The sequence below is a fragment of the Tsuneonella sp. HG094 genome (assembly GCF_053819285.1).
This window is the reverse complement of record NZ_JBSORA010000001.1, coordinates 2,323,828-2,349,731: the sequence shown is the minus strand read 5'-3', so window position 1 is coordinate 2,349,731 and position 25,904 is coordinate 2,323,828. Positions and strand designations below refer to the sequence as shown.

The following is a 25,904-nucleotide window of genomic DNA, read 5'->3' as shown; positions in this document are numbered from 1 at the left end:
TCCACAGAGCGAACACCGGGGACGCACGAAATTTTCAGAAGGACGAGTGATTGTCAGCCGTCAATACTCGTACGAAATTGTCAGCCCATAGCTTCGCGGTGCTCCGAATGTCCCGAAAGCGATGCGGTTTCCGCGCTGGGTATAAACGTGTGTACGATACGCCGTGTCGCCGATATTCTTCATCCAGCCCTGAACTTCCCACTTGCGACTCGGACTCCTCCAAGAAATCCAAGCCTCAATCAGAGTGTACCCTGGAATGACGTCAAGCGGATTGTTATCTGCGTTGGTGAACACTATGTCCTGGTGACGTCCGCTGACATTTGCTGTCAACAAATCGCCTGACGCCAGTTCATGCGATAACTGCGCGTACGCGCTCCACGAGTTCTCGGGAGCTTGACGCATACGATTATTGGAGAAATCGCCGGCACCGCTGATATCGGGCGTGCCGAAGAAATCCTTATACTTAGCGTCAAGATACGTGTAGCTTCCGCCGAGTTCCAGAAACTCGAGAGGCTTGGCGGTCAATTCGACCTCAATGCCCTTAATCACGGCATTGGAGGCGTTCTCGGTGATGAATTCACCAAAGCCCGACGTCGGCGGCTGGAAGAAGCGGGTGACCTGCAAATCCTTGTAGTCGAGATAGAAAGCGGAAGTGTTGAGCCGCAACCTGCGTTCGAACAAATCGAGTTTCGCCCCGAGCTCGTAGTTGGTGGCCTCTTCAGGATCGAACGATGTCGTGGCGCGAGCCGCAGTGGTGGCGGTTCCGGTGAACCCGCCACTCTTGAAGCCGGTGGAGACTGCGCCGAAGATCATCACGTCCGGGTTGGGTCGGTACTCCGCGCCAAGACGCCACGAAAAGTTGCTCCAGCTATCTTCGCCCCGAGTAGGCGGAAAAGGTCTCAGGATAAGGAGCACGTTGGGCGAGGAAGTGACCACATTGGAGGCGATGATCCGCTTGTTCTCATAGGACAACCGCGCGCCACCGGTAAGCGACAGCGTGTCGGTGAGTTCGAAGGTGGCCTGTCCGTAGCCGGCAACGCCTTTGCCGCGGAAGTCCATGTTGGCAGCAACGAAACTCGCGACCAGCGATTGATCCGACAGCGCAGGAAAGCCGACCCCTTCGGTTCTTTGGATATCCTCGATCGAGCCAAAGATGCCCGCGACCCATCGAAACCGCTCGGCCTCCGGCGACGTAAGCCGGACTTCGCCCGTGTACTGCGTGGCCTTCTCATCGATGACATCGACGTTGTCGAAGGTGAAACCGTTCGTGGCGGGACCAAGCAAAAGCAGGTTGGGATTGCCATGCGATCCGGTCAGGTCGACCACGGGGCTGGGCGGCAGCCCACCCGAATCAAGCACGTTCTTGAATTTGGAATTGCGAAACGCTCCCAGAACGGTCAGCGTGGCAAAGTCCATCTCATGGTCGAGCTGCGCCATCCCGCCGACGATGTTGCGCTTGGAAAAGCCGAGCTCCTCTCCGGCGTAACTGTAAACACCACCATTCTTCCCGACGGTACCGCCAATCGCACTGTTGACTGCCATTGGATCAGAGGCGCAGCCACAGTTGTGCAATGGCCCGGCGGAGCCGACTGGCTCGCGGTTGTCCGTGCCGAAATTGTCATCCGCGCCGTCCAGTGAAAGCAGCACCGACGTCCTTTCGGTGGCCTCCCATCTCACAGCGGCGCGCCAGGAGAAGCGCTCGGCAAAACCGATGTCATCGTCGTCCTCGGTGCCGAGGGGGACAGCGGGAGTGCCGACGTTGACCCGGGTGAGAAAGCCGTCCGTGTCACGGCGGCTCATCGAGAGTCGCGCGGCCGCTGCATCGCCAAGCGGAATGTTGACGCCTGCCGCTGTGTCAAACGTGCCAAAATTCCCGACTGTCTGGCGAACCTTGAACTCGAAGTCGCCGATCGTGGGCTTGCGGGTAACGTAATTCACGACGCCGGCAATCGCGTTCTTGCCAAACAAAGTGCCCTGCGGTCCACGCAGAACTTCGAGACGCTCGAGGTCGAAAATGTCGATATTGGTAGCTGTCCGCGTGGCGAAGTAGACGCCATCGACCATGATCAAGGTTGAGTCGGAAGCGCCGGCGCCGTCCTCCTTGGTACCGACCCCGCGGATCGCCACTTCGGGCTGGCCAGGGCTGAAGGAATTGATGACCAGGCCCGGTGCGCGCCCCTGGATATCCTCGAGCGCCTTGATGTTGGCTTGCTCGAGGGCGTCGCCCCCGAAGGCGGTGACCGCAACTGGCACGTCTTGGAGATTCTCGGCTCGCTTCTGCGCGGTGACGACAATCTCCGCGATGCCGTCGCTCTGACTGGACTGATCGGCTGCATCTTCGGCCGTCTGGGTTTGCGCCATCGCGTAATCGGTCGACACAACCAAGCCCAGAAAAGCCACTGTGGTGGCCGAGGGCCGCAAGAACACCATAGCCATCTCCCCGTTCGACGTTCTGATGACGTCCGAATCAGCACTATCGCAATTTGACCGATCGCTCAATCAAATTTTGGGGGCTATTGGGGGCACGACCGGACATGCCGAAACCCTTGGCATTTGCGGCACTCAGTCGATAGTCCAGGGGATTAGGTCGGGACGTTCAATGATGCTCGCCCGCACGCTCGCCTTCTGCATCTTCCCGGTGACCGTCCTCGGAAGATCGTCGTCCCAGAAGAGGAAGTGCTTGGGGATCTGAACCTGATTAAGCTTTCCTCGGCAAAACTCGCGTAGCGCGTCAGCTTCGAGAGTGGCATCGCTCCGTAGGCGAACGATCGCGACCACGGCTTCCCCCCACACTGGGTGCGGTATCCCGATAACACAGCTTTCCGCGACCGAGGTGTGCTCCGACAGCACTGCTTCAACGACGACCGGATAAATGTTGATCCCTCCGCTGATGATCATGAACTTACGGCGATCGAGGAGATGGAGAAATCCCTCGCTGTCGACCCGCCCGATGTCGTTGGTGCGCATCCACGGGCCGGAGACGACCTGCTCGGTTTCAGCCGGAAGATTCAGATATTCGAGCATGTTCGCTTCGCTCTTAAGCCATACTTCGCCAGCTTCGCCGGGCGCGGCTTCGCGCCCCTGATCGTCGCGGATGCTTATGTCGAACAGCGTCCCAATCTGTCCCACTGAATTCAGCAAGTCAGGACGGTCCGTGAGCCCTCGGCGGATGTCAGCGGGCAGCATGAACGAGACCCCGCCCCAAGTCGTTTCGGTCATCGCATAACAGTTGAGAAGATCGCACCGGAATGTCTCGCTCGCCTCTTTGATCAGCGCCGGCGTGGACGGCGACGATCCGAACGCGATCATCCGTAACGTGGACAGGTCGTGCGCACTCGACTTGCGAGCGTCGATGGCCCACCTGAGCATGGTAGGCGCCAGGAGCGCGATGGAGCAGCGGTGCCGTTCGAGATCGTCGAACAGATCGTTCAAGTCGAAGAAGCCGTCCGGCAAGACCGTGGTCATGCCGTTGGCCAGCCCCAGCACCCCAAGCACGATGGCAACCCACGCGTTGGAAGTGGCGTGATAAAAGATGTCGTCGCCGTTAAATCCGAACATCGAGGCGGCGTGCGGAATCGTCGCGCGCAGCCCGTGATGCGTGAGTACGACCCCTTTGGGCAAACCTGTGGTTCCCGAGGTGTAAGAGTAAAACGCGGGGTGGCCGGGCTCGATGGGAACCACGTCCGGCGATTCTCGGCCTTGCGAAATTAACGCTTCGAAATCGCATGGTAGCCCGTGATCAGCGCCCAGCCCGACGAGGGTGAGTTCGGGCAGACCGCCGTCCCCGCGCAGTTGGTCTAGGACATCCAGGCAGTCGCGATGGACGAAGAGCGCCGTTATTCGCGAATCGCGGATCACATGAATCAACTCGCGCGGAGCTAGCCGGCGGTTGATGCCTACGCGGATCGCGCCGATCTGCAGGCAGGCGAAAAAATGCTCGTAAACCTCGACGTGCTCGCCCGCGAGCATGCCGACCGCGTCGCCCTTGCCGATGCCCAGGCTTTGCATGGCCGCCCCCAGTCGCGACGCGCGGTCAGCGACCTGTGACCAGCTGCGGGCACCGGTGGCCGATTGGTACGCGGCCTTTTTGGGATAATGCTTGCCGCAGCGGGCGACCAAGTCGCGGGGGAGCAAGGTCTCGATCGGTTGGCTAGATCGCGGCGAAAAGCAGCTGTCCATCGAAGAACTGAGCTTTGACATCGGTTTTTCCATCCTCGTTCGCCGGTGCCCCTTGATAGCGGGCGATTATGTGCGGCCCCTCGTCCAGTTCGATCGACGCCAAGAGATATGGCGCGGGATGCTCGGGAATGAACGAGGCCGTTACTTCCACCGTGCAGCGCAGCTTTCCCAGGCCACTGGCGGCGCTCCAGTGAAGATCTACGGACTGACAAGCTCCGCAGCAGCGCGCCGTATAGGCCGCGACAGTACCGCACGACGCGCATTTCTGGACCCTCAATTCCCCTTCTCGCAAACCCGCGCGAAAGAGATCGCGATGCCTCATGGCGAAATTATCCGAGCCCATCACAAACTCTGATGCGGGCTCAGGATCACGGCCGCGTGATGTTGTTGCCGTCCGCCTAGCCCCGTTGCCAGGACGACATCGTTGGCGACCTGGCGATCGCCCCCGTGCCCTCGCGCTTGGATCACTGCTTCGGCCAGTGGTGTCGCCCCTTGCAGGTAATAGCCCGATAGCATCCCTCCGCCGGTGTTGACTGGAAGTTTGCCGCCCGGCGCGGTTTGTCCATCAGCGACGAACGCAGCCCCCTCGCCACGCTTGCAGAACCCGTAATTTTCAAGCGCGGCGATTCCCGAACACGTAAACGGCGCATAGAATTGCGCGCTGGACACATCGTTCGCGCCGATTCCGGCCATCGCGTAGGCGATCTTGCCGGCTTGCTCCGCGCCATTGTCGAATTCAGGCTCGAGCGACGCCATCGGCGGACAGCCGGAATGACCTTGGCCCATGCCGTGAATGAAAACCGGGGGGGGTGGCCCGCTTTGCTGGTCGTTTCGCGTGACGACGAAGGCAACGGCGCCGTTGACCGGGTAAGCGCAGTCCAACACCCGAAGCGGTTTCGCGATCCAGCGTGAAGCCAAGTAGTCCTCCATTGTCAGCGGGGTCTTGAGAAAAGCGCGATCGTTCCCGGCGGCCCAGGCACGCTCGGCGATCGCCCAGGCCCCAAAATGCCGATCACCGGCGCCGTAGAGCGCCGCGTAGCGGGCCGCGACAAAGCCGAACGCGGCTGTGGCGCCCAGCAGGCCGATTTCCTCTTCCCACGCGGGAATGCCGGTGATGGGTATGGGAATCGCGAACGCCTTGCCAGCGTTGACGTTGTGCGCGATTGGCGCGTCGGCGAAAACGCAGGCGACGCGGTTCGCCATACCCGCACTCACCGCCAGCGCCGCGATCTGGATCATCTGCGCTGCCGAAGACCCTTCGGCTTCGATTGAAGCGAGCAAGCCAAGGTTGCGCAGCCCGAGATCTTCCTGGACACCCAACGGAAGCGTTTCCGAGGGTTCTACCGGACTGCGGTTGAGCAACAGGCCGTCTATGTCGGCGAGCGAAAGCCCCGCATCCGCGACCGCGTCGCGAACCGCATCACCCGCCAAGGTTCGGGGCATCGGACCGGGCTTGCGCGAAAGTGCGCTGAAACCGAGCCCTGCGATCGCGGCGAGAGGCCTGCGTGCGGCCACTAGATCAGAAATGGCAAGCCGGGCAGGGCATCCGCGGCAGTGACCAGGTAGACCGCTTTAAAAAACATCTTCATTCCCTCGGAACCGCGCCGCAAGCGATACTCCACGCGCCCCGGCCAAGTGTAGAGCTCGCGAGTCGACTGAATTCTGTACTCGTGCAGCACTTGGCTGCACTTGACAGAAAATACCCCGTCCCCAAGCGTTTCAATGTGGAAGTTGCTCTGCACACGCACCATCGGCGACGCCGGCACCTGCGAATGTCGCTTGCCAGTGTTGAGTTGCCGAATGCGCGTCGCAACGCGCGAGCGGTTGTCGTAAATGATCGCGATCTTCTTACCGGGAGGATGCTTTGCGCCTTCAAGCGTCGGCACCCAATACACCATGTCGTCGTCGACTAGGGCCTCCCATTCCGAATAACGCGATTCGTCTGCCAACATCGCCTCTAGAGCGATGAAGTTGGCAATTTCTCGCCGGTCGACTTCGCTGACGCCCGGCCGCCGCTCCACAGCAACCATCACGCGGCGCGTTCCAGACGCTGCACCGGATGTTCGCCGCTCATAACAGCGCGATAATGATGCCAGAAACCTCGATTGGTGACCTCATCGGTAAGATGGCCGACCACCGTCTCGCCGTCCTTGTGTTCGCGCTCGAGACCTCTGCTCAAATCAAGCCAACCGCCGGAACGACCCAGCGCTTCTTGGGTGCGCTCGGCAATTACTGCATCGTCCGCAAGGAGAAACGCGGCCGGGCCCATTGCCCCCTCCGACTGACGCTTCAGCCGATCATTGATGGCGTCGTCGACACCTTCGAGCAATAGCGGAGTGTGCCAATGAATGCATTCATCGACGCTGATCGGCTCGAACATTCCGATATTACCTTCGCCGAGGAAGAGATTTGGAAATATGCAGGCGTGCGGCGGGCCCATGGTCACCTTACGGCGCCCGTGCTCTTCGCCGTAAACCCGGTTCATGTCTTCGATGTAAGCTGGAAATCTGGCTTCGGGGCAGCCGAACCATTCCAGCGGAGACGTGTAGGCCTTGCTGAAGTCGATCTCGGTGTGTCCCATGCCCCAGTAGCGGGCCTCCGCGACGAGATCTTCCTCTTGGTTCTGGAAAGCGGCCGCGTCGTAGTTCGAACGAATGGCCTGCGCAAACGAGGGATGGACAAAGTTGACATGGTACCCATCGACATCGTTTTCGGGCAGCATTTTCCAGTTCGAGCGGAACCGATGCTGCACCCAGCCGCCGTCGAGCTTTAGCTTGCCAGTCGGCGACATCTCACACGCGCGGTCGATTAATTGGGTCGCATGACCTAAATGCTCGGCGAGGGAAATCCCTTCTGCGCTGAAGCTTGCAAAGTAAAATCCACGATAACTGTCAATCCGCGGCAGGCATTTGAGCCCAAGCTGCTCCCGGTCGCCTGTTTGACCTGCGGGATATGGAACATCCACCAGCTTGCCCTGGAGATCGTAAGCCCAGCCATGATATTTGCAGACGATAGCCCGCTTCGATCCGCTGTCCTCCGAGCACAGAAGGTTGCCGCGATGTGCGCAGCGGTTGACGAACACATTGACGCCGTCAGCACCCGTTCTGACAGCTACGATCGGATCGCCAGCAATGCGCCGCCGCACGAAGTCTCCGCGCTTCGGAATTTCCGACTCATGACATACGAATACCCACCCTTCACGAAAAATGCGCTGCATCTCGTCTTCGTAGATAGCGGGATCAGCGTACAGCGAACCGTGGATCCGGTCGGAGAGGATGAGTTCGCGATAATTTGGATTTTGGGAGACGATTGGATCCTGACGCATGGCGCACCTTCCTTGTTAGGCGTACCCCTAGCATTTGATCGAGCGCTCAGTCAAGTTTGAGGGTGTTCAGCTTTCAATAGGGTCAGGAAAGATTCCAAAGGCAGGTTTAGCGAGGCCGCGCAAAGCTGCCGAGCAAGATTCCGACGAGCAGTGTTCGTCGATGCGCGCGACCAAGATATAGTCCAATTCAATGCTGGCAGCATGAGGTGTCTCGTCATTGTCGGATCAGTTTTGAGGTATCCCGCTTGCTGCACCTCGACCAGTACTGAGTCGAGCAAGTCGCGATATTTGTGAGCTGTCGGACGCATGCGCTCTTGAGCCTTCGGACTGAGGCGGCCCCATTCTCTTATCCAAACCTGGTGGACGTGCCTAAGCTCCCCATGAACGACCTCAATATGCGATGAGGCCAAGGCCAACAAACGCGACAGAGGGCCCAATGGAGTATCAGCCAAAGCCTCGCTCGCCCGCTGGTAACCGTCCGCGATTCCCTTGTTGATGATTGCTTCGAGAAGATCCTCTTTGGATTCAAAATGATAGAACAATGTGCCCGAAGCTACGCCTAGCGCTTGGGCGATTTCGCGGACCGAAGTTCGATCGAAACCACGCTTGGCGAACAGCGCTGACGCACTCTTAACGAAATCGTCCGCCCGAGTTTTTTCCTCGGTTCCTCTCGTACGGGAACGGTTCATAATATCCAATTCTGATTAATGGTGGGATCTTCACGGAGCTAAAAGACGACCATATGATTGGCAAGGGAAGCAGGTCAAACATCACCGGCATGGTTAGCCGAACCCATCCTTTGCGGCTTCGAGAAAGCGACGAAACTCTAAATGGCTTTGGCACGTTGGCTCGACGTCAGGTCTACCGATGCTTCGTGGACCAAGGGTACCCAGAGATTGACTGGGTCGAGGGCGACGAGACATGGTAGGATGCGCTGGTATGTCATAATGGGTGGCGACCCTGCGTCAGTTCTTCTGTGTGCTGAACAGCCGATCAGGTTCCGCCAATGGTATTTTAGCCGGTCATGCGAGGCTGTTATGCGGCGGCCTCTCGACTCGCGTGCATAGCGGTCACAAGCGCTAACGGCATGTCGAAGGTAGCGTTGTCGAGCTTTCACGGGCTCAAAAGCTACAATCACGGCGACAAACGATTTCTCATCGAGCTAGGGGTAATTTAATCGTCATTGGACCGGCGCTTGTTGAGCGTGAACCTAGGTCACGGAAGAAATTAGTCCATGCCCGTCAAGGCCGTTTTGTATCTTGCTCGCAGTGCTTTTTTGTCGATTTTGCCTGTCGCCGTGAGCGGCACCGGTTCGAACATGATGGCGTCTGGTAGCCACCAGCGAATTGTCCGCTCCTCGAGAAATGCGCGCACCTCTTCTTCTGACAACGCCTGCCCTTGATGTGTCTCAATGATCAGAATCGGGCGCTCCTCCCATTTGGGATGCGGCACGCCCACCACCGCCGCGATACGCACGCCGGGGCACGCGCTGGCAGCGTTTTCTAGATCGATCGAGCTGATCCACTCGCCGCCGCTCTTGATCACGTCCTTGGCGCGATCGGTCAGTCGCAGAAAGCCCAGCGGGTCAATAGTAGCGATGTCGCCCGTGTCGAACCAGCCGTCGGGTCCCGCTGCCGGGATATCCGGGTAATAGCGGTCCACTACCCATGGCCCGCGCACTTGCAGCCCGCCCGAAGTTTCGCCATCCCACGGCAGCTCGTTTCCGGCTTCGTCCACGATACGTAGCTCGATTCCGAACTGGAGCCGACCTTGTCGCGTCCAGATGGTCTCGTCGACAGCTTCTTGCCCATGCTCAGCCAGACGCGGCGTCGGGGTGGCGACAACCCCTAGGGGGCTGGTTTCCGTCATGCCCCAGAGTTGGCGCACGGCGACACCGTAACGTCGATCGAAGGTCTCGGCCATTGCGCGCGGCACCGCCGATCCGCCGATGACGAGCTGCTTGAGGGCTCCCACGTCCTCGCCGGTGCGTTCGAGGTAGTCGAGATACATAGTCCAGATGGTCGGCACGCCGCCGGAAAAGGTGACGCCCTCCGATTTGATGAGTTCCTGCAGGCTGGCGCCGTCGAACTTGTCACACGGAAGTACCACCTTGCAGCCGTTGACCGCGGCGGTGAATGGCAAGCCCCAGGCGGTCGCGTGATAAAGCGAAGAGCAGGGCATAATTACGTCGAACGAGGAGAAGCCGAACGCGCTCGACAGGCCTGCGGCCATGGCGTGCAGGACCACCGAGCGGTGGGTGTAAAGCACTCCCTTCGGATGGCCGGTGGTGCCAGATGTGTAGCACAAGAACGCCCCCGCATTCTCGTCGAAGACGGGCCAATCGAGCGCACCGTCTTCCGCGCCGATCAGGCTCTCGTAGTCCACCGTCCCCGCAATAGAGGGATCGAACCGTTCGCGGTCGGTGAGCATGATGAAGTGGCGCACATTCTCCAGTCGCGGCCGGAGGCGTCGCACCAACTCCACGAAGCTCTGCTCGAACAAGAGGACGGCGCTGCCCGCGTGGTCTACGGTATAGATGATCTGGTCGTCTGACAGGCGCGGATTAGCGGTGTGTAGCACCCCACCCATACCCGGCACAGCGTAGAACAGTTCCAGGTGGCGATGTGTGTTCCAAGCGAGCGAGGAGACCCTGTCTCCGGCCCTCACCCCCAGTCGCAGCAACGCCTGCATCGCTTTTCGCGCGCGCAAGTCGCACCCGGCCCAATCGTAGCGGTGCAGCGGTTCATTAACCAGCCGCGAGACGATCTCGCGCGTGCCGTGCGCCTTGGCAGCGAAACGGACAATGCCGCTGATCTGCAGCGGAATTGGCTGCATCAATCCTTCGAGCACCTGATCCTCCTAAGCTTCGACACCAATCGGGTTGGCTGTTGGCGATTACCGCGACGCAAACTGATCATTCAAACCGGCGTGCCGCAAAAGATTTCAATGATCCCAATTAAGCGTCGCGCGCGACTGCATAGCACCATCAGGCCTTGACCCGCCGCGATGCCAATATCGATGCCACCACCATCAATGATCCCAGCAGGTGATAGGACTCGAACCTTTCGCCAAGAAGAGGAACCGCCATTAAGACCCCGAATACTGCAGGAAGATTCATGTATATCCCCGCGCGCGACGACCCGATCAGCGCCACCGCGCGATTGAACAGTGCGTACGATGCCAACGAAGGAAAGATGCCGACATACAGGATGGAGGCAACCGCTGCCAAAGGCGGCAAGGAAACGCCCCGCGTGAGCAGATGGATACCGTATGGCACCGCTAGCGAAGCTGCACCAACCGCAAAAAGGACGCTGAGCAGGGTCAGGTGGTGAATTGTGGGAGCCTTGCGCAAGAACGTTGCGTAGGCGGAATAGAGAAAAACCGCAGCGAGCGCGAGGACATCGCCGACATTGAGGTCACTCAATTGCAGGTTTGCAGGGTCGCCTCGAGTCATGATCCAAACGATGCCAGCGATCGACAGTAAGGCGCAGGCAAAATAAATTGGCGGGATGCGGTCGCGGAAAATGACTGCCGGCATTACGAGGGTCATAATGGGCATGGTCGCCTGAAGCAGGAGGTTATTCGTAGCAGTAGTGAACTGGAGACTTGCGTATACCAAGTAAGCAAACAATCCCAGGCCGGCCGCGCCCAAAAGGGACAGGAACATCCACGCTTGCCTGACTGTTCGCAGGTCACGGCGAATGTGGTTCCACGCGAACGGAATGATCAAAGCCAGCGCGACCACCCAGCGCCAGAAGGCGATCGAGACGGGCTCGAGAAGGTCTCTCGCCGCGCGCCCGACAATAGGATTAAGAGACCAGAAAAACGACGCCAGAACAAGCAGCAGCGCGGGAGATCGCCACAAGGCCGGCCCTCGCGCGCGCGCAGCCATCGTCGAAGCGTCGTGCCCTTCCAACCGCTGACCTCTCGATCATCCTCGCGCTGCCCAAAGATTGCATATTGCGCTCTCCGTTGCATATATTAACACGAGGGGGGTGTCACGGGGCTTTTGCTTTGAAGCGCATGGGCCGCAAAGCCACCTCTTTTTCGCAGATCCTCTCCACAAAAGGAATTGTCCTTGGCCGCATACTTCGTTGCCGAAATAACCTCACATGACTCAGCTTGGTTGGCCGAGTACGGTGAGATGGTCCCTCCGATGGTGCGCAAACATGGCGGAGAGCTGATCTGCAGGTCACAACAATTCAGGCGGTATGAGGGCGATAGGCCGGCGCCCGACTACGTCATAATTCTGCAGTTTCCATCGTTGGCCGCCATCGATGCTTTTATGAGTGATCCCGCCTATCAACCCTTCAAGAAGGCACGGATCGCTTGCACCGACTCCCAGGTGTTCGCGATCCGTTGACGCCGGCGAAGAGGGGCAGCGTCGAAATTAGGCGCGCCGATCGTTGCCCAGGCTTGCAAGCGTCAATCGGGGAGGAGGCCGCGCACGCGGAGCATTTTAATGATTTTCGCGGCAGCGGGGGCCGCCACGCCAGCCTGCTGCGCAAACCGCGGAATAGCGCCGGTCAGGTGCGCGAATTCCGAAGGGCGATGCGCTTCCAGATCGCGCTGAAGCGAACTTGTCACGTCGGGTGGAAAAGCGCCGACGAAACCGAGCGTGGCGGTCACGCAGTCCGCCGGTAGTGCAACACCGAAAGCCGTCGCCGAGGCAACAACCTCTTCCATCGCACGGCGCAACAGATTCCAAGCGTCGCGATGACCGGAAATCTGCCCGACTGTCACCCCATAGGCTGGAGCGACTGCCCCAACGGTACTTGCCATCAAGAATTTGGCCCATAACGCAGGCCGGACATCGGGAACAAGCGTGGTCTCGATTTCAGCATCTCGGAGAGCCTTCTCAAACACCGCGGTCTCCCGATCCGGGGCGCCGGGTTCGGCGGGTGATGCGAGCGACCCCATCACCAGGCTCGCCGGCACACCGGCGTGGTGTAGTATCCCGTCCCGCATTTCGAAGAAGCCGTGCATTCGGCCGCCCAACACGCGCGCGTGGGGAAGCGCGACCTGCGCCTCGCTTGGCGCCTCCACCCCGTTCTGGACCGTGAGCAAACCAAACTGAGCCCCCTCATAAACATCGAGCAAGGCCAGCGCTTCTGGTAGCTGGAATGTCTTGGTAGCGACAACCACGTGGCTGGGCACAGCGCCCGGCAGGCACTGTCCTGCGACAGGAACCTTGACGCGGCGAAGCCCTCGGTCGTCTGCTATAAAGAGGCCATCGCGATCGATGGTCGTCAGCCGCCTGCCGCGCGCAATAAGCAAGACATCGCGACGGGCCTCGTGGAGACGCGCTGCGAGGTAAGAACCGATGGCGCCCGCGCCAATCACAACTATTGCGCCCACATTTCGGGACCTTGCTGCAGATAGACATTTCAGTTTCACGGTTGAAATGTTTAGCACGAAGATAGCGCCAAAGAGAGCGGCGGGCGCCGACGCGAAATGTGTCCAACTGTTTGACATGATGCAAGGCTTTCGCCAGTGCATTTTTATCAGCCAGCGGTCCGGACGGAATTTGAGTCCTGCGCAGGGCATCTTTTCAGGATGTGGCATGAACCGCCCAATCGAGACGGACAAAGTCGGCAACGGCCCACAGCGGAAATCCATCCAGTCGGTCGAGATCGGCGCCCGCGTCTTGGAGGCGCTCGTCAATAGCGGCAAGAATGGCGCGCCCTTGCGCGAGGTAGCTGACAAGGCTGGACTTTCCAGGAGTCAGGCGCACCGCTATCTGCTGGCGTTCGTCAATTCCAGCGTGGTCGAGCAGGATCCTGGAACGGGCCTGTACGCCCTAGGTTCTTTCGCGGTCAGGCTGGGTATGGCCGCATTGGCTCGCGTGGAACCAGTGCAGGTCGCGGGCAGGCATCTCCTTCGCTTACTGACCGAGTTGAAGACGACTGGGCTGCTGACGGTATGGGGCAATTACGGCCCGACAGTAGTCCGCTGGATTGACGGCGGTATCCCGCTGTTCACCACCTTGCACACCGGGTCGGTCCTCCCCTTGCAGATTTCTTCGTCGGGGTTGCTGTTCCTTACTTACTGTCCACGCGAGCAGGTCCAAACGCAGCTAGACAACGAACGCGCCGCGGGTGTGATCATACCCGACGCCGAGCTTGAGCGGCTTTCGGCAGAAGCCCGCCAGTCTGGCTACGCCCGTACATATGGTACGGTCGTTCCCGGCCTCTCGGCGGTCACCGTACCGATTTTTGATGCCGATAACCGTATGATCGCAACCATGGGCGTCTTGGCGCGCACACAGGATCAAGGCTTCTACTCGCAGGACAAGATCGAGCGAATCAAGCGCCAAGCTCTTGAGACCAGTCGGGCAATCGGCTGGTCGCAGGGATGATCGGCCGGCGAGGCCCTGCGTCGGCGCGCGCAGTGAGTGGCAGCGACGAGAAGTTGGCCTGAGCACCGTGCGTCTTGCCATTTCCCGGCATGAGTTCATTGCCATGATGGCCATGATCCAAGCTCTCCAGGCGCTTGGCTTCGCAGCGCTTCTACCGGCGCTGGACATGCTGGCCTCCGATCTCGGCGTAGCACACGCCAACGAGCGGCAGTGGATTATTGCGGCGTTCCTTTTGAGCTCCGGCCTATTCTCGCTGATTCCCGGGACAATTTCCGATCGGGTAGGACGTAAACCGATGGCGCTCGCGTGCATGGCCGCGTTCGCTTGCATCAACTTCGTGTCCGCTCTGGTGCAGACTTTTGAACAATTGATTGTCCTCAGAGTGCTGCTTGGAATTTCCTCGTCAGCACTGGCAGTGCTGCCTTTGGCGATTATTCGCGACCTCTACCATGGCGAGGACATGGCCAAGCTCCAATCGTTTGTCGCGATGATGTTCATGGCGGTCCCCATATTCGCGCCGGGGCTGGGCTATGTGCTCATGGCGATCGCTGGCTGGCGAATTATTTTCGTCGCGATCGGGGCAGTGGCGACCGGCGTCGCTTTCTGGTATCTGTTTAGGCTTCCAGAAACCCTGCCGCCGCCAAGAAGGAGGGTTACTCGCGCCCGCGCGCTGTTGGGAAACATGCGTTTGGTACTGCAGACTCGGTCGTCGATCGGGTATGTCCTTGGCACAGCACTGGTCTTCGGCGCGCACTTCGGTTTCATAAACAGTGCGCAGCAGCTCATTGGAGAGCACTTTGGTGCGGGCGCAAGATTTGCGCTGATTTTCGGGCTGATGGCGACATCCATGATGGCCGCGAGCCTTGCCAATTCGGCGTTGATTCATAGGTTCGGCACCCGGCCCATCGCGCATGCGGCGATACTTTGCCATCTGCTGGTTTCGCTGGCTCAGGTGTATTTCGCATCGCGGCCAGGTGAAACGCTTCTGCTGTTCGTCCTGTTGATGTCTGCGAACATGTGTCTGCTGATCACGATCTTCGTCAATTTCACGGTGATCGCGCTTCAGCCTTTCGGCGCGCTCGCCGGCGCCGCGGCGTCCGTGCAGACTTTTTTTCGTCTCGTCCTGGGCGCCGGTCTCGGTGCGATGATCGGACAAGCATATGACGGGACGCCGCTGCCTCTCGCTTATGCGCTCGTCGCAGTTGCCGGGCTGAGCGTTGTGCTCGTCCTGTTCAGCGAACGCGGAAAGCTTTTCCGACCGCTAGGTACGCATTCGGGGACCTAATCGGCGGCCTCGCCGAGTCGCGGCATTTCCGGCGTTCCCGGCGCTGGGAAATCAGATACCATCCGTACGCCGTCAATGACGATCGGACTGGCAATACCTGGGCGACCTTGCCGTGCGATGGCGAGACCCCGGGCCTTGACGTGCGGATCGGCGAACACCTGATCCAGTTCGTTGATCGGTCCCGCGGGGACGCCCGCCGCGTCGAGGGCCTCGAACAAGGCTTGCCGGTTCCACTGCGCGGTCGATGCCTCGAGAGTTTCTATCAGCAAGACCCTGTTGGCCAGCCGCGCGGGATTGGTCGCGAAACGTACGTCGTCCGCAAGGTCCAATCCAAGAATCCGGCAAAGGCTTGCGAACTGGCTGTCGTTGCCCGCCGCTATGATGAGAGGGCCCTCAAGAGTTGGGAATGCCTGATAAGGTGCCAGGTTGGCGTGGCCGTTGCCCGCTCGGCGCGGCACTCTGCCCGAAGTCATCCAGTTGAGAGCCTGATTAGCCATGACCGCGACTTGGGTGTCGAGCAACGCCATGTCGATGTGTGCCCCGAGCCCCGTCCCTTCTCGCCGGTGCAGTGCCGCCAGCAGGGCGACGGCACTGTACATCCCCGTGAACAGGTCCGCCACCGCTATGCCCGCTTTCTGCGGTTCGCGGTCCGGCTCGCCGGTCATCGACATCATGCCCCCCATGGCCTGGGCGATGAAGTCATATCCCGGCCGGTGCGCGTAAGGGCCAGTTTGTCCAAAACCCGTGATCGAGCATGTAATGAGGCGCGGATTCTCCTCAGCCAGCGTGACATGATCTAGCCCGTACTTTGCCAATCCGCCCACTTTGTAATTCTCGATTATGATGTCCGCTTCTCGTGCTAGCCGGCGCAGGATTTTCTGTCCGTCCGGTGTTGTGATATCGACCGCAAACGATCTCTTGCCCCGATTAGTGGAGTGAAAGTAGGCAGCGCCAAGGTTTGTGCCGCCGTCGGACGTGACGAATGGTGGTCCCCAATGCCGCGTGTCGTCACCGAGACCCGGCCGCTCGATTTTGATCACTTCGGCCCCAAGGTCCGCTAAAAGCTGTCCGCACCACGGGCCCGCCAAAATGCGCGCCAACTCGAGCACTCGGAGACCATCGAGTGGCTTGGCGCATACTGAGCCGTCACCGCGTGGTTGCCAGTTCGGGGTTGTCACTGGGCCAACCGTACCGATGTTTCCGCGCGCGCGCGCCAGTGGCGCATGCCTTCGCTAGCCACCTTCGCCAGCGCGAAGCTATCAATGCCGTTGGCTACGAACCGAGCTCCACCCGCGAGGAACTGCTCAACAAGCCGATCATCGCGTGAGAGGATTCCAGCCGGTTTTCCGGAGGCGATCATGCATTCTAGGGCACGCCCGGAGAGCGCGAACAGCGCGTCGAAATGACCGGGACCAAGCAGACCCTGCGACGCTGCGAGATCGGCCGGCCCCAGAAAGAGCGCATCGATACCGTCGACCGCAGCTATCGCGTCTAGATTATCGATGGCGCGACCGGTCTCAATCTGGGCGATGATGCACAGCTGGGCATTTGCCTCGCTCACATAGCCGGGATATCCGCCCCAACGCGACGCTCGCGCTCCGCCCAGTCCGCGCTCACCGGCCGGCGGATAGCGGGATGCGTTGACAATTGCACGAGCCTGCTCGGCAGTCTCCACCATCGGGACCATGATGGTCTGAGCGCCGAGATCTAGAATCTGCCTCATCGCCACCGGATCATGCCCAGGGACGCGGACGATGGCGGAGCAAGGCGGGTTCGCTTCGATCGCGCGCAACTGGTCAGCGATCCCGGACAGAGACTGAGGGCCATGCTCCCCATCGATCAGCAGCCAATCGTATCCTTGGCCGGCGCAAATTTCCGCGATGCTGGGCGATGCGAGAGCGAGCCAAAAGCCCAATTGGACAGGGCCGTCTCGCAATCCACGTTTGAACCGGTTTTCGGGAGTGCGCATGTTTAGGCTACACGAACCGGAAGCCGATAGAGCCCAGAGCCCCAAAGTCGGCATTGAACACGTCGCCTCCACGAGCTTCGACAGGTCGGGTGAAGGAACCACCCAGGACCACTTCACCCGCCTCCAGCGCTTGATCCCACTGCGCCAACCGTCGAACCAGCCAGGCAATTCCGTTTGCCGGGTGGTTTAGCACGCCAGCGGCCAACCCTGTCTCTTCGATCACTCCATTCCGGCTCAGCGTCGCGCCCACTCGGCGCAAATCAACTCTGTCGGGCCGCACCGGCAGTCCTCCTGTGATGATGCCCGCATTTGCCGCATTGTCACTGATCGTGTCCTGCACTTTTCGCACAGCGCCAGTCTGGGGATCGACCTGATGGATACGGCTGTCAATTATCTCGACGGCGGGGACGACATAAGCGGTCGCTCGCAGCACGTCGACCATCGTCGTAGCGGGTCCTTCCAATCGCTTCTCAAGGACAAAGGCTAGCTCGACTTCGGTCTTTGGCGTGATAAATCGCGCACAGGGTATCTCCGATCCTTGCTCAAAAACCATGTCGTCGAGGAGCGTCCCGTAGTCGGGCTCATCGATCCCTGCCGCGAGTTGCATTGCCCGCGAAGTCAAGCCGATCTTGTGACCGAAGATCATTCGGCCGGCCGCGAGCTTGTGGTCCACCCAGCGGCTATTGATCCGATAGGCGTCAGCAATCGTCATGTCAGGATATCTTGTGGAGAACGGACGAATTCGCTCGCGAGTTCGCTCCGCGCAATCCAGTTCCCGCGCCAGTTCGCCGATCAATTTCTGGCTGAACTCCATGTCGTACACTCGCGCTCTTTTCCCGATTGCGATGATTGGGGAAAAGCATTGCACGATGTCAAACGATATCTTACACCACCGCCGAGTAACGATTGCGCGAGAGGGAGGCTAAGATGCCTGACAACCAGACCATCAGGGAAGAAAAGATCACCGGCCGTGGCCTGACTTCGCACACCTTGCTGGCCGGCGATCCGTCGAAGCCCGCAATCCTGCTGCTTCATGGCGCGGGACCTGGAGCTCACGCGGCTTCGAACTGGTATCACCTGATGCCAGATTTGGCAGAGAACTTCTTCGTAATCGCGCCCGACCTGATCGGGTTCGGGCAGTCTGTCATACCGGAACCCTGGCCTGACAGTGTCATGGGCTGGATCGGCACCCGGGTGGACCAATGTTTCGGGCTCCTCGAAACACTTGGTGTGAAGAAGGCCCATGTGGTCGGTAATTCCATGGGTGGCGCACTAACGCTCCAGATGATGAGCGAGGAACCCGACACGCTAGACAAAGTAGTTCTCATGGGATCAATCGGCGCGCCGGGGCCGCGCACTCCGGAGTTGGTCCGGTTGCTCTCGTTCTATTCCGACCCGCGCTACTCGCGATACCGCCAAGTAATGCACAGTTTCGCGTACGACGCGGACAAGTTCGAGGGCATGGAGGAGATTGTCGAGAACCGGTACAAAATCGCGACCGATCCTGAGATCATGAGAACGGCGGTGAAAATGATCGATTCCATGAAACAAGGGATCGACACACTTAATATGCCACCATCCATCCTCAGCAAGCTTCCGCACGAAGTGCTCATCTTTCATGGCCGCCAAGACCGCGTCGTGCCGCTCGACACCAGTCTCTACCTTATCGAACACCTCAAGCATGCCGAATTATACGTGCTCGACCGCTCCGGCCACTGGTCGCAGCTCGAGCGCTGGGATGTCATGCGCCCCATGATGGAAATCCACTTCGGAGCGCGCACCTTCTGAACCAATACGCCTCAGCCAGCATCGACACCCTCGCGGGCGAGACTGGCGTCGATCGAGAGCGCCAGCCTGCTGGGGCGTCGGACCGTCCGAGACTTTGCGAGGAGGCGCAGATGCCCAGAAGTGAAGGAGAAGCGGACGAGTTCTGGGAATATTCATTGCGCGTGTACGCCCGTACCGGGGTGGCCGAGGCGTGCTTGTCGCTGCAGGATCGCCATGGGTGCGAGGTGAACCTTGTGCTTCTCTGCCTTTGGCTGGCCCAGAACCGAAAATTATGGCTCCGCAAGGAAGATCTTTGTGCTGCTCAGCGCTCTGCCGCGGCGCCTGTAGAAGGCGTTGTTCGCCCGCTCCGCATGACCCGTCGGTGGCTCAAGCGGTGGAGCCGGAACGCCCTCAGCGACGAACCATATGCATCGGCGTACGCGGCGTTGAAGCAGGCGGAACTCCAAGGCGAACGCCTGGTGCAAGCGCGACTCATCGCCGACCTTCGCCTCGACGCGCTAGGGTCCGCTCATTCGGCCGCAGGCGCCGCGCAGATCAGCTTCGAGAACTACGCAGCGATGTCATCCGCGCCCGAGACGATCGCGAGGGAACTTGAAAAACTGATGGGCATCGCGCTCCGCTGCCTTTAGCGCAGGTTCGCTGCGAACCGCGCGTCAAGGCGGTGCACCCGGGGTTGACAAGGCCACGGCGGTTTGGTCGCGATCCGTGTCCCTCCGTGCGATGCGTCCGATGATGAGGAAGACCACCGCTGGTAGCAGCGCGACAATAGCTACAGCCGAGAAGAGATCAGAGGGCGCGAACCGCCAAGCCAGCAACACGCCGCCGAGCAGTGGCCCGGCGATCGACCCGATCCGACCAATACTCAGGGCCCAGCCCAAGCCGGTCGCGCGCAATATGGTGGGGTAAACTGACATGGCGAATGCGTTGCTTCCCATCTGGGCTCCCATCGTGCCGAATCCAGCAAGAAGTATAGCGATGGTCATGCCGCCCGATGATGGTGTGGTCAGCCCGATCGCCAGCGTCGCGACCGCGCTCATGGCGAAGACGACCGGCATGACCCGCAAGGCCCCGAATCGGTCGACCAAGGGTGTCACGCCGATGCATCCAGCTATGCCACCGAGGTTCAAAAGGACACTGGTCATAGTTGATTGGCTCACATTCGCACCACCGGCGGCGAATAAGATCGGGAGCCAGTTCATAAGGAAATACATCGCGAGCAGGTTCGCGACAAAAGCTAGCCACAGCAGTGGCGTGATCACGGCAAGATCGGATGCAAATAGTTCGCGCAGTTGCCCACTCGGAGGTCCTTGCCCGGTCTTGCGCCTTTTCCACTCGGGGGACTCGACGAGAAGGCCGCACAGCGGTCCAACCATCGCCAGCGGAAGCACGCCACCCCAGACGAACAGACCTTGCCAACCCCAGTTCGAGATCACCATCGGTGCCGCCAAGCCGCCTACCAGCGCACCCAGCGGAAACCCGCAGAACATCGCGCCTGCGGCGAGCGCCCGCCGATTTCCTGGCGCGTGTTCGGCAGTGAGCGTCATAAGATTGGGAATAGCCGCGCCAAGCCCGACACCGGTTAGAAACCGCAGGGCGGCGAGGTCATGAAGGGTCGCCGCGAGAGGCGTGAGCAAAGCGAAAAGGCCGAACATGAAGCAGGCGGCGCAGATCACGGGTTTGCGACCGTAACGGTCTGCGAGATCACCGAACACTACGCTGCCGAGCATCAGGCCCACGAGGCCGGCAGCAAATACTGGTCCTAGGGCGCTCTTCTCCACGTTCCAGGCGGTCGAGAGGATCGGGGCAACGAGAGCGATGACTTGCGTGTCGTAGCCGTCGAGCATGGCTACTATCACGCAGAGTACTAACACCCTTCGGAACTCGGGGCTGCCGGCGCTTGCAAAGGTTTCTTGGACAATGTCCCGCATGCGAGTTAGCCCGGCCTAGGCAGCGGGCTCCGGTTGCTGCGAGGGATTGGTCGTTCCCGACGGCCGCGCTACGGTCGGCGGCAGTTTCTGCTTCATGATGTGATCGTAAATCCCTTTGATCTGCGGATCCGACAACTCCGTCGGACGGAACGGCGGCATTTCGATCAGCCCGTTGCGGACCACCGACTGGAGATAACCCAGTTCAAGATCCTTCCGGCCGATGAGGGACGGCACGGGAGCGCCTCGTTCGGCTAACAGCATGGTGCCTCCATGCCCCGGGCCCGGATCATGACAACCGGCGCAATAGAGGGCGTAGTTCTCGGCCCCGTCGGGCTCCTTGGGCTTCTGCATACCCGAACAGGCCCCAAGCGCAGCGATCAGAAGTAAAGGGGAGAATTTGTTCATGTCGCCTCCGCCGGCAAAGCGTGTCACGGCCTATGCCGAGACGAAAATCGATTGGGGGTCCACCGCCCGCTTGACGCGCTGGTGAAGGGTCGCCCTACCGCCGCCCGCCATCGTCTTCGCCACCGCCGCGCCGAGGCCCGGATAGGTCTGGATTTGGCCAAAGCCATCAGCTGCATGACGGGCGATCAATGCCTCAGCGCAGGTCTTGGCGCGCGCGGCCCCTGCCCCTTGTCCCGTCGCAAAGGGGAGAACAATTCGGTGGTTGGCCGAGCGCCAGATCGCGGTCGACTCGCCGATAAAGTCGAACCCGTTTTCGCTGCAGATTTCCCGTGATGCGTCATAAAGACGCATCGCTTCCTCTCCATCAACGGGGCTGACTGGATTGACGGTCAACGCCCGTTCGCCGCTCCAGCTTGCGACCTGACCGGGCGGATTTGCCACGACCCCCGTCATGGCTCCCATTCTCCACGACCACAGTCTCGGATCGACTCCCTTGCCATCGGAAATCACCTTCGCACCGTCGATTGACGAAAAAGCGCCTCGCACCATCTCCCACAGGATCGGCACGTTGCCTGGCAGTCCATAGAGCGCGCCGTAAAGGTTCCAATAGCCCAGTCCGAGGGCCTCGCCGGCTGCCTTGACGGCGCTTGCCGCCATGGGCCCTTGGCCATCGTAGTTGGCGCGGCGCTTGCCCAGTAGCGCGGCTTCGTGAAGCGCGCTGGCGACCGCGACCCCATTGGCGATTGCCATGTTGAGCTTGAGTGGTCCGAGGACATCGAACAGTGCGCCCAGATCGTCCTCGTCGCGGACCGATATCATGAAGGTCTGAACTGCAGGGGGTTGCGGCATCATCCACATGCCCACCTTGGTCACCACACCGAAGTCGGACTGTGTAAAAAGGCCATCGACCCACGGGCCATAGCCGAACTTGAATAGCTGCCAGCAGGTGCTTTTAGGCATCGCCCCCATGCCGGTGCGGATCACCTTGCCATCCGCGAGCATGACCTCAAGCCCGCACTGCATGAGGAAGGAGTCGGAATAGGCCGTGTAACCCGGCCGCCGATGAATGAAGCTCGCGGCGACACTCTCATCCGCATTGCCAGGAAAATCGACCCACAGCTTGTGGCCGTTGGCCTTGATATGGGCGTCGAGCTCGCGGAACGTCACGCCGGGCTCGACCAGACAGGTGGCGAGCTCACCGTTGACCTCGAGGATCTTGTTCATTTTTTGTAGATCAACAACGATGACTTTGTCCTGCGCGACCTTCTCAAGCCCGTAGGCGCCGTTGCACACAATCTGGAGCTTGCCGCCACCGTCGCGTGCCGCTTTCAGCACCTGCTGGAGCTGGGCCTCGTCCGCGGGCAATGCGATGCCGAGCGGCGTCGCGCCGGGAACGGCGTAGCGGGCCAGCGTTTGCGGAGTGCGGTCGACGACGACGGCTCCCAGTGCCGCGGTGAGCGCATCGAGCGTTGCCGTCTGGCGTGCCTGATCGATCATGGCTTGCTGTTGATCCTATTGCTGGAGAATTTTCGGATAGCGGTCGAGGTCCCCGGCATCGACGGCGAAATCGCGCGCCCTTGTCTCCGGATCGATTGCACTGGCTGGCTCGCTGTCGCGCCAGGAGAAGTTGCAGATCGGACAGCGGAGAATGGTCCATACCACCGCACCGTCCTGCCTGCCCTCGTAGTCCGTCAGTGCGCCGTCGCTTTTACATCGGGCGCAAGTGGGCGCGCTCATTGCACGGCTCCCTGTTGCATCAGACGAATCTTTTTACTGAGTTCGTCGATCTCATCACCGGTCGGGGGAGCCACCAGATGTGCTTCGCCGATCGGGTCGGGAGGCAGGTAGCTGGTGGCGTCGATGATTAACCTGTGGCCCTTGCCGGGCACGACCGCCGAGGGGTCTATTGGCACCGCCGGCATGTTGGGAATGACGATAATGTCGTCAGCGCGGGTGCGGGTGGAAAGCGCCCACATCACTTGGTTGAGATCGAACGGATCGACGTCGGCATCGACCATGATCAGGTTTTTGAGGTACATCACCCCATGCGGTGTGCTTAGCGCGCGCAGGGCGACTGTCTTGGCGAAGCCCGCCATCCTGTTCTTGACCGAGACTATTCCGGTCAACCCGTGCTGATAGAGCGCATTGACCGCTGTAACTTCGGGGAAGCTTTGCCGGAGCTGTGCGTAGATCGGAGCCGAGGTGTGCAGGCCGATGAGCGTGTCGTGCTCGGTCCACCCGCGGCCGATGTAGATATTCTCGAAGATCGGATCGCGCCGGTGCGAAACCGCGGTCACCTTGAACAGAGGCACCTTGCGCACCCCGCTGTAAGACCCGGGAAATTCGCCGAACGGTCCCTCGAGGACTCGTTCACCCAGCTGGAGTTCGGCCTCGATCACGATCTCGCTGTCGGCGAGAATGTCGATATCGTTGCCCGACTTGGTCAGCCGGATCGGCGCGCCCATCATCGCCGAAGCGTAGGAGTATTCGGATTCCTCGTATCCAATGGGGGTCGCGGCGAAGACCGCGAGCCCCGGGTGATTTCCGAGCATGACCGCGATCTTGAGCGGCACCTCCGCGCGTTCGGCGGCAAGGATCTGGCGGCCCATGTCGTGGGCCGGAATTGTCATAAGCGAGAAACTGTCCGGGCCCTGAATCTGCAGTCGGTAGATCCCGACGTTCTGCTTGCCGAAGTTGTCCGGATCGAGCGGATCACGAGAAGCGACCGAGGCTTTGCCGATATAGAAACCGCCATCGTATTCGTTGATTCGGTAGACGGGTAAAATGTCGTAGAGGTTGATGTCTGCCTCGACCCGGCACTCATGGACCGACGCCTGACCCTCGCCGACATGGCTGATCTGCGCAGTGGCGTCGCCCCAGCGCCCGGCGATCTCAAAAAAAAGTTCGCGAATCGTGGTTCCCTTGGGCCGGCCCAAAAGAAGGGCGATGTTGTCCCACGAGCCGTGGACCCCGACAGCTAGGCGTTTGCCCGGATAACCTTCGATGTTGTCGAACAAGATCGCAGGCGCACCATTGGCGTCGCGCGATGCGGCGACAGCGATGTTGCGGACGCCGGGCTCAGGCATGACCCGCTCGCTCCAGGTTATTGCCTGACCAGCATCCTCGAGCAGTTCCAAGAAGTCGCGCAGCGAGGAAATCGACTGCGCACGGTTTGGGAGGTTGTTCACCACTGGTGTCCCATCGTCTCAGTGCGCCCCGCCACCGTCGACCGCGGATTGGATCGTCACCCACTTCCATTCGGTCATGATGTCGAGATCGGCCTCGGTTCCCTCACGCCCAAACCCGGAGGATTTGATCCCTCCGAACGGCACATGTGGTTCGTCCTGGAGCGTGGGAGCATTGACGTGGACCATCCCCGCCTCGGCTTGGTGCGCAAAGCGCAGGGCCTTGTCGATGTCGCGGGTGAAGATCGAGGCGCTAAGCCCATACTCGCTATCGTTCGCAAGCTCGAGCGCTTCCTCCAGCGTGTCGAAAGGATATAGCGCAGTCACTGGCCCGAACGTTTCCTCCGCAAAGACAGTCATGTCGGGCGTCACTCCGCGCAGCACGGTTGCCGAGCAGCAGTTTCCGATCCATTCGCCACCAGCCAGCACCTCGGCGCCCTTTGATCGGGCGTCGTCGATGTGGCGGCGAACGCGATCGCGCTGGCGCTCGGAGATGATCGGCCCCAGCATTGTCGTGACCTCGCGCAGGTCACCACCTTTCGCTCGCGCTGTGGCGGCTGCGAAAACCTGGGCGAACTTGTCGAAGATCGGCCGCTCGACGTAGATCCGCGACGCGCCCATGCAGACCTGGCCCTGGTACATGAAGATGCTGAACAATGCTGCGCCAACGGCGTTTTCCAGATCGGCGTCGGCGCAGACGATCAGCGGACTTTTGCCGCCAAGCTCCAATGTGTACTTCTTGAGACTGCGTGCCGCGATTCCGGCGATATGCTTGCCGACCCGCGACGAGCCGGTAAAGGTGATCGCGGCGACCTTGGGATGGCCCGTGAGTGCATCGCCGATTTCGGCGCCGTTGCCATAAACCACGTTGAACAGCCCATCGGGCACACCGGCCCGCTTCCACAGGCTGGCGAGTAGATGGGCAATCATCGGTGCAGATTCGGACGGCAGCAGGACGAAGGCATTGCCGGTGGCCAACGCCATCGCCGACTGTTTGATGCCCTTGATCAACGGCACGTTGAACGGAGTGATACCGGCGACCACGCCGACTGGCTGACGCAGGCTCATACTGAACCGGCCGGGCGTGTCGGAGGGTATTGTCTCGCCGCGGATCCGGCGGGGAACCCCTGCGGCGGCGCGGAGGAAGCCGACTGCGAACCGGGTTTCGAACCCAGCCTTGGCAATCGGCGAGCCGATTTCGTTGACGAGCACCTCGGTGAATTCCGCGACATCGCGCTCCAAAATCTCCGCTGCCTTGATCAGCCAGCCTTCGCGCACTGCGGCTGCCGTCTGGCGATGGGCGACATATGCGCGATGCGCTTCCTCGACGGCGCGGTTCACATCCTGCGCACTGCCGGCCGGGACGCGCGAATAGACGCTGTCGTCGATTGGATTGAGATCGTCAAAGTAGCCGCCGCTGGAGGGGCTGATGGATGCACCACCGATCCAGTGCTCGAGGTTGGTCATCGTGCTCATGTCCTT

General features: G+C 60.4%; 24 protein-coding genes. 5 read left to right on the top strand and 19 right to left on the bottom strand.

Annotated elements, in window-relative coordinates; translation table 11 throughout:
- Window positions 1–60: 60 nt before the first annotated feature.
- The 9 genes from ACWPMX_RS11695 to ACWPMX_RS11655 all read right to left on the bottom strand — a co-directional run bounded on the left by ACWPMX_RS11695 (window position 61) and on the right by ACWPMX_RS11655 (window position 11,420).
- The gene (locus ACWPMX_RS11695) at window positions 61–2,436 is read right to left on the bottom strand and encodes a TonB-dependent receptor (RefSeq protein WP_455700175.1); all 2,376 of its coding nucleotides are present in this window, start codon (window positions 2,434–2,436) and stop codon (window positions 61–63) included.
- A 126-nt stretch (window positions 2,437–2,562) separates the two neighbouring features.
- Window positions 2,563–4,200 carry a class I adenylate-forming enzyme family protein gene (locus ACWPMX_RS11690; RefSeq protein WP_455700174.1) on the bottom strand — a complete coding sequence of 546 codons (1,638 nt, stop codon included), beginning with the start codon at window positions 4,198–4,200 and terminating at the stop codon, window positions 2,563–2,565.
- The gene (locus tag ACWPMX_RS11685; protein WP_455700173.1) at window positions 4,151–4,522 is read right to left on the bottom strand and encodes a Zn-ribbon domain-containing OB-fold protein; all 372 of its coding nucleotides are present in this window, start codon (window positions 4,520–4,522) and stop codon (window positions 4,151–4,153) included. The genes ACWPMX_RS11690 and ACWPMX_RS11685 overlap by 50 nt, the downstream gene beginning before the upstream one ends.
- Window positions 4,522–5,610: a thiolase family protein gene (locus tag ACWPMX_RS11680; RefSeq protein WP_455700172.1), complete on the bottom strand. Its 1,089-nt coding sequence runs from the start codon at window positions 5,608–5,610 to the stop codon at window positions 4,522–4,524. The genes ACWPMX_RS11685 and ACWPMX_RS11680 overlap by 1 nt, the downstream gene beginning before the upstream one ends.
- Window positions 5,611–5,693: 83 nt before the next feature.
- Window positions 5,694–6,209: an aromatic-ring-hydroxylating dioxygenase subunit beta gene (locus ACWPMX_RS11675; protein WP_455700171.1), complete on the bottom strand. Its 516-nt coding sequence runs from the start codon at window positions 6,207–6,209 to the stop codon at window positions 5,694–5,696.
- Complete coding sequence (locus ACWPMX_RS11670; protein ID WP_455700170.1) at window positions 6,209–7,504, bottom strand: aromatic ring-hydroxylating oxygenase subunit alpha; 1,296 nt, start codon at window positions 7,502–7,504, stop codon at window positions 6,209–6,211. Before ACWPMX_RS11670 ends, ACWPMX_RS11675 begins: the two co-directional genes overlap by 1 nt.
- A 50-nt stretch (window positions 7,505–7,554) precedes the next feature.
- Window positions 7,555–8,193: a TetR/AcrR family transcriptional regulator gene (locus tag ACWPMX_RS11665; protein ID WP_455700169.1), complete on the bottom strand. Its 639-nt coding sequence runs from the start codon at window positions 8,191–8,193 to the stop codon at window positions 7,555–7,557.
- 538 nt (window positions 8,194–8,731) lie between these two features.
- On the bottom strand, window positions 8,732–10,354 hold the full coding sequence (locus ACWPMX_RS11660) for a long-chain fatty acid--CoA ligase (protein ID WP_455700168.1): 1,623 nt from the start codon (window positions 10,352–10,354) through the stop codon (window positions 8,732–8,734).
- A 136-nt stretch (window positions 10,355–10,490) separates the two neighbouring features.
- Window positions 10,491–11,420 carry a DMT family transporter gene (locus ACWPMX_RS11655; protein ID WP_455700167.1) on the bottom strand — a complete coding sequence of 310 codons (930 nt, stop codon included), beginning with the start codon at window positions 11,418–11,420 and terminating at the stop codon, window positions 10,491–10,493.
- A gap of 162 nt (window positions 11,421–11,582) precedes the next feature.
- Between ACWPMX_RS11655 and ACWPMX_RS11650 the strand changes: the two genes are divergently transcribed.
- On the top strand, window positions 11,583–11,867 hold the full coding sequence (locus tag ACWPMX_RS11650; protein ID WP_455700166.1) for a DUF1330 domain-containing protein: 285 nt from the start codon (window positions 11,583–11,585) through the stop codon (window positions 11,865–11,867).
- Between the two features lie 62 nt (window positions 11,868–11,929).
- On the opposite strand, the gene ACWPMX_RS11645 is transcribed toward ACWPMX_RS11650, so the two are convergent.
- Window positions 11,930–13,069 (bottom strand): ketopantoate reductase family protein, encoded by a 1,140-nt coding sequence (locus ACWPMX_RS11645; RefSeq protein WP_455700165.1) that lies wholly within the window; start codon window positions 13,067–13,069, stop codon window positions 11,930–11,932.
- On the opposite strand from ACWPMX_RS11645, the gene ACWPMX_RS11640 reads away from it, so the two are divergent.
- Together ACWPMX_RS11640 and ACWPMX_RS11635 are read left to right on the top strand one after the other, a co-directional pair.
- Window positions 13,068–13,862, top strand: coding sequence for an IclR family transcriptional regulator (locus ACWPMX_RS11640; protein ID WP_455700164.1), 795 nt, complete (start codon window positions 13,068–13,070; stop codon window positions 13,860–13,862). The genes ACWPMX_RS11645 and ACWPMX_RS11640 overlap by 2 nt on opposite strands.
- Window positions 13,863–13,929: 67 nt before the next feature.
- Window positions 13,930–15,147 carry an MFS transporter gene (locus tag ACWPMX_RS11635; protein ID WP_455700163.1) on the top strand — a complete coding sequence of 406 codons (1,218 nt, stop codon included), beginning with the start codon at window positions 13,930–13,932 and terminating at the stop codon, window positions 15,145–15,147.
- Here the strand turns inward: ACWPMX_RS11635 and ACWPMX_RS11630 are convergent.
- Genes ACWPMX_RS11630 through hpaH form a run of 3 tightly spaced genes read right to left on the bottom strand, consistent with a single transcriptional unit; the run spans window position 15,144 to window position 17,930 of the window.
- Entirely contained in the window at window positions 15,144–16,325 is a 1,182-nt protein-coding gene (locus ACWPMX_RS11630) for a CaiB/BaiF CoA transferase family protein (protein ID WP_455700162.1), read from the bottom strand. The genes ACWPMX_RS11635 and ACWPMX_RS11630 overlap by 4 nt on opposite strands.
- The gene (locus tag ACWPMX_RS11625; RefSeq protein WP_455700161.1) at window positions 16,322–17,116 is read right to left on the bottom strand and encodes an HpcH/HpaI aldolase family protein; all 795 of its coding nucleotides are present in this window, start codon (window positions 17,114–17,116) and stop codon (window positions 16,322–16,324) included. Before ACWPMX_RS11625 ends, ACWPMX_RS11630 begins: the two co-directional genes overlap by 4 nt.
- A 7-nt stretch (window positions 17,117–17,123) precedes the next feature.
- Complete coding sequence (gene hpaH / locus ACWPMX_RS11620; protein ID WP_455700777.1) at window positions 17,124–17,930, bottom strand: 2-oxo-hept-4-ene-1,7-dioate hydratase; 807 nt, start codon at window positions 17,928–17,930, stop codon at window positions 17,124–17,126.
- A 113-nt stretch (window positions 17,931–18,043) separates the two neighbouring features.
- Between hpaH and ACWPMX_RS11615 the strand changes: the two genes are divergently transcribed.
- Window positions 18,044–18,904 carry an alpha/beta fold hydrolase gene (locus tag ACWPMX_RS11615; protein WP_455700160.1) on the top strand — a complete coding sequence of 287 codons (861 nt, stop codon included), beginning with the start codon at window positions 18,044–18,046 and terminating at the stop codon, window positions 18,902–18,904.
- 110 nt (window positions 18,905–19,014) lie between these two features.
- Entirely contained in the window at window positions 19,015–19,533 is a 519-nt protein-coding gene (locus ACWPMX_RS11610) for a TIGR02444 family protein (protein ID WP_455700159.1), read from the top strand.
- Window positions 19,534–19,557: 24 nt separating this feature from the next.
- On the opposite strand, the gene ACWPMX_RS11605 is transcribed toward ACWPMX_RS11610, so the two are convergent.
- The 6 genes from ACWPMX_RS11605 to ACWPMX_RS11580 are packed head-to-tail and all read right to left on the bottom strand — an operon-like array spanning window position 19,558 to window position 25,898.
- A complete protein-coding gene (locus ACWPMX_RS11605) occupies window positions 19,558–20,832 on the bottom strand; it encodes an MFS transporter (RefSeq protein ID WP_455700158.1) in 1,275 nt (424 codons plus the stop codon).
- A gap of 15 nt (window positions 20,833–20,847) precedes the next feature.
- Window positions 20,848–21,264, bottom strand: coding sequence for a c-type cytochrome (locus ACWPMX_RS11600; protein WP_455700157.1), 417 nt, complete (start codon window positions 21,262–21,264; stop codon window positions 20,848–20,850).
- 3 nt (window positions 21,265–21,267) lie between these two features.
- Window positions 21,268–22,734, bottom strand: coding sequence for an FAD-binding oxidoreductase (locus ACWPMX_RS11595; protein WP_455700156.1), 1,467 nt, complete (start codon window positions 22,732–22,734; stop codon window positions 21,268–21,270).
- Between the two features lie 15 nt (window positions 22,735–22,749).
- Window positions 22,750–22,974, bottom strand: a complete 225-nt coding sequence (locus ACWPMX_RS11590) for a non-oxidative hydroxyarylic acid decarboxylases subunit D (protein WP_455700155.1) — start codon at window positions 22,972–22,974, stop codon at window positions 22,750–22,752.
- Entirely contained in the window at window positions 22,971–24,425 is a 1,455-nt protein-coding gene (locus tag ACWPMX_RS11585; RefSeq protein WP_455700154.1) for a non-oxidative hydroxyarylic acid decarboxylases subunit C, read from the bottom strand. The genes ACWPMX_RS11590 and ACWPMX_RS11585 overlap by 4 nt, the downstream gene beginning before the upstream one ends.
- Before the next feature lie 18 nt (window positions 24,426–24,443).
- The gene (locus ACWPMX_RS11580) at window positions 24,444–25,898 is read right to left on the bottom strand and encodes an aldehyde dehydrogenase family protein (protein ID WP_455700153.1); all 1,455 of its coding nucleotides are present in this window, start codon (window positions 25,896–25,898) and stop codon (window positions 24,444–24,446) included.
- Window positions 25,899–25,904: the final 6 nt, after the last annotated feature.

Bases quoted from the DNA above. Each gene is read 5' to 3' on its own strand.
- ACWPMX_RS11695 (WP_455700175.1), bottom strand. From the start codon at position 2,436: ATGGCTATGGTGTTCTTGCGGCCCTCGGCCACCACAGTGGCTTTTCTG.
- ACWPMX_RS11690 (WP_455700174.1), bottom strand. From the start codon at position 4,200: ATGTCAAAGCTCAGTTCTTCGATGGACAGCTGCTTTTCGCCGCGATCT.
- ACWPMX_RS11685 (WP_455700173.1), bottom strand. From the start codon at position 4,522: ATGGGCTCGGATAATTTCGCCATGAGGCATCGCGATCTCTTTCGCGCG.
- ACWPMX_RS11675 (WP_455700171.1), bottom strand. From the start codon at position 6,209: ATGGTTGCTGTGGAGCGGCGGCCGGGCGTCAGCGAAGTCGACCGGCGA.
- ACWPMX_RS11670 (WP_455700170.1), bottom strand. From the start codon at position 7,504: ATGCGTCAGGATCCAATCGTCTCCCAAAATCCAAATTATCGCGAACTC.
- ACWPMX_RS11665 (WP_455700169.1), bottom strand. From the start codon at position 8,193: ATGAACCGTTCCCGTACGAGAGGAACCGAGGAAAAAACTCGGGCGGAC.
- ACWPMX_RS11640 (WP_455700164.1), top strand. From the start codon at position 13,068: ATGAACCGCCCAATCGAGACGGACAAAGTCGGCAACGGCCCACAGCGG.
- ACWPMX_RS11645 (WP_455700165.1), bottom strand. From the start codon at position 13,069: ATGCCACATCCTGAAAAGATGCCCTGCGCAGGACTCAAATTCCGTCCG.
- ACWPMX_RS11625 (WP_455700161.1), bottom strand. From the start codon at position 17,116: ATGCGCACTCCCGAAAACCGGTTCAAACGTGGATTGCGAGACGGCCCT.
- hpaH (WP_455700777.1), bottom strand. From the start codon at position 17,930: ATGGAGTTCAGCCAGAAATTGATCGGCGAACTGGCGCGGGAACTGGAT.
- ACWPMX_RS11615 (WP_455700160.1), top strand. From the start codon at position 18,044: ATGCCTGACAACCAGACCATCAGGGAAGAAAAGATCACCGGCCGTGGC.
- ACWPMX_RS11610 (WP_455700159.1), top strand. From the start codon at position 19,015: ATGCCCAGAAGTGAAGGAGAAGCGGACGAGTTCTGGGAATATTCATTG.
- ACWPMX_RS11605 (WP_455700158.1), bottom strand. From the start codon at position 20,832: ATGCGGGACATTGTCCAAGAAACCTTTGCAAGCGCCGGCAGCCCCGAG.
- ACWPMX_RS11595 (WP_455700156.1), bottom strand. From the start codon at position 22,734: ATGATCGATCAGGCACGCCAGACGGCAACGCTCGATGCGCTCACCGCG.
- ACWPMX_RS11590 (WP_455700155.1), bottom strand. From the start codon at position 22,974: ATGAGCGCGCCCACTTGCGCCCGATGTAAAAGCGACGGCGCACTGACG.
- ACWPMX_RS11580 (WP_455700153.1), bottom strand. From the start codon at position 25,898: ATGAGCACGATGACCAACCTCGAGCACTGGATCGGTGGTGCATCCATC.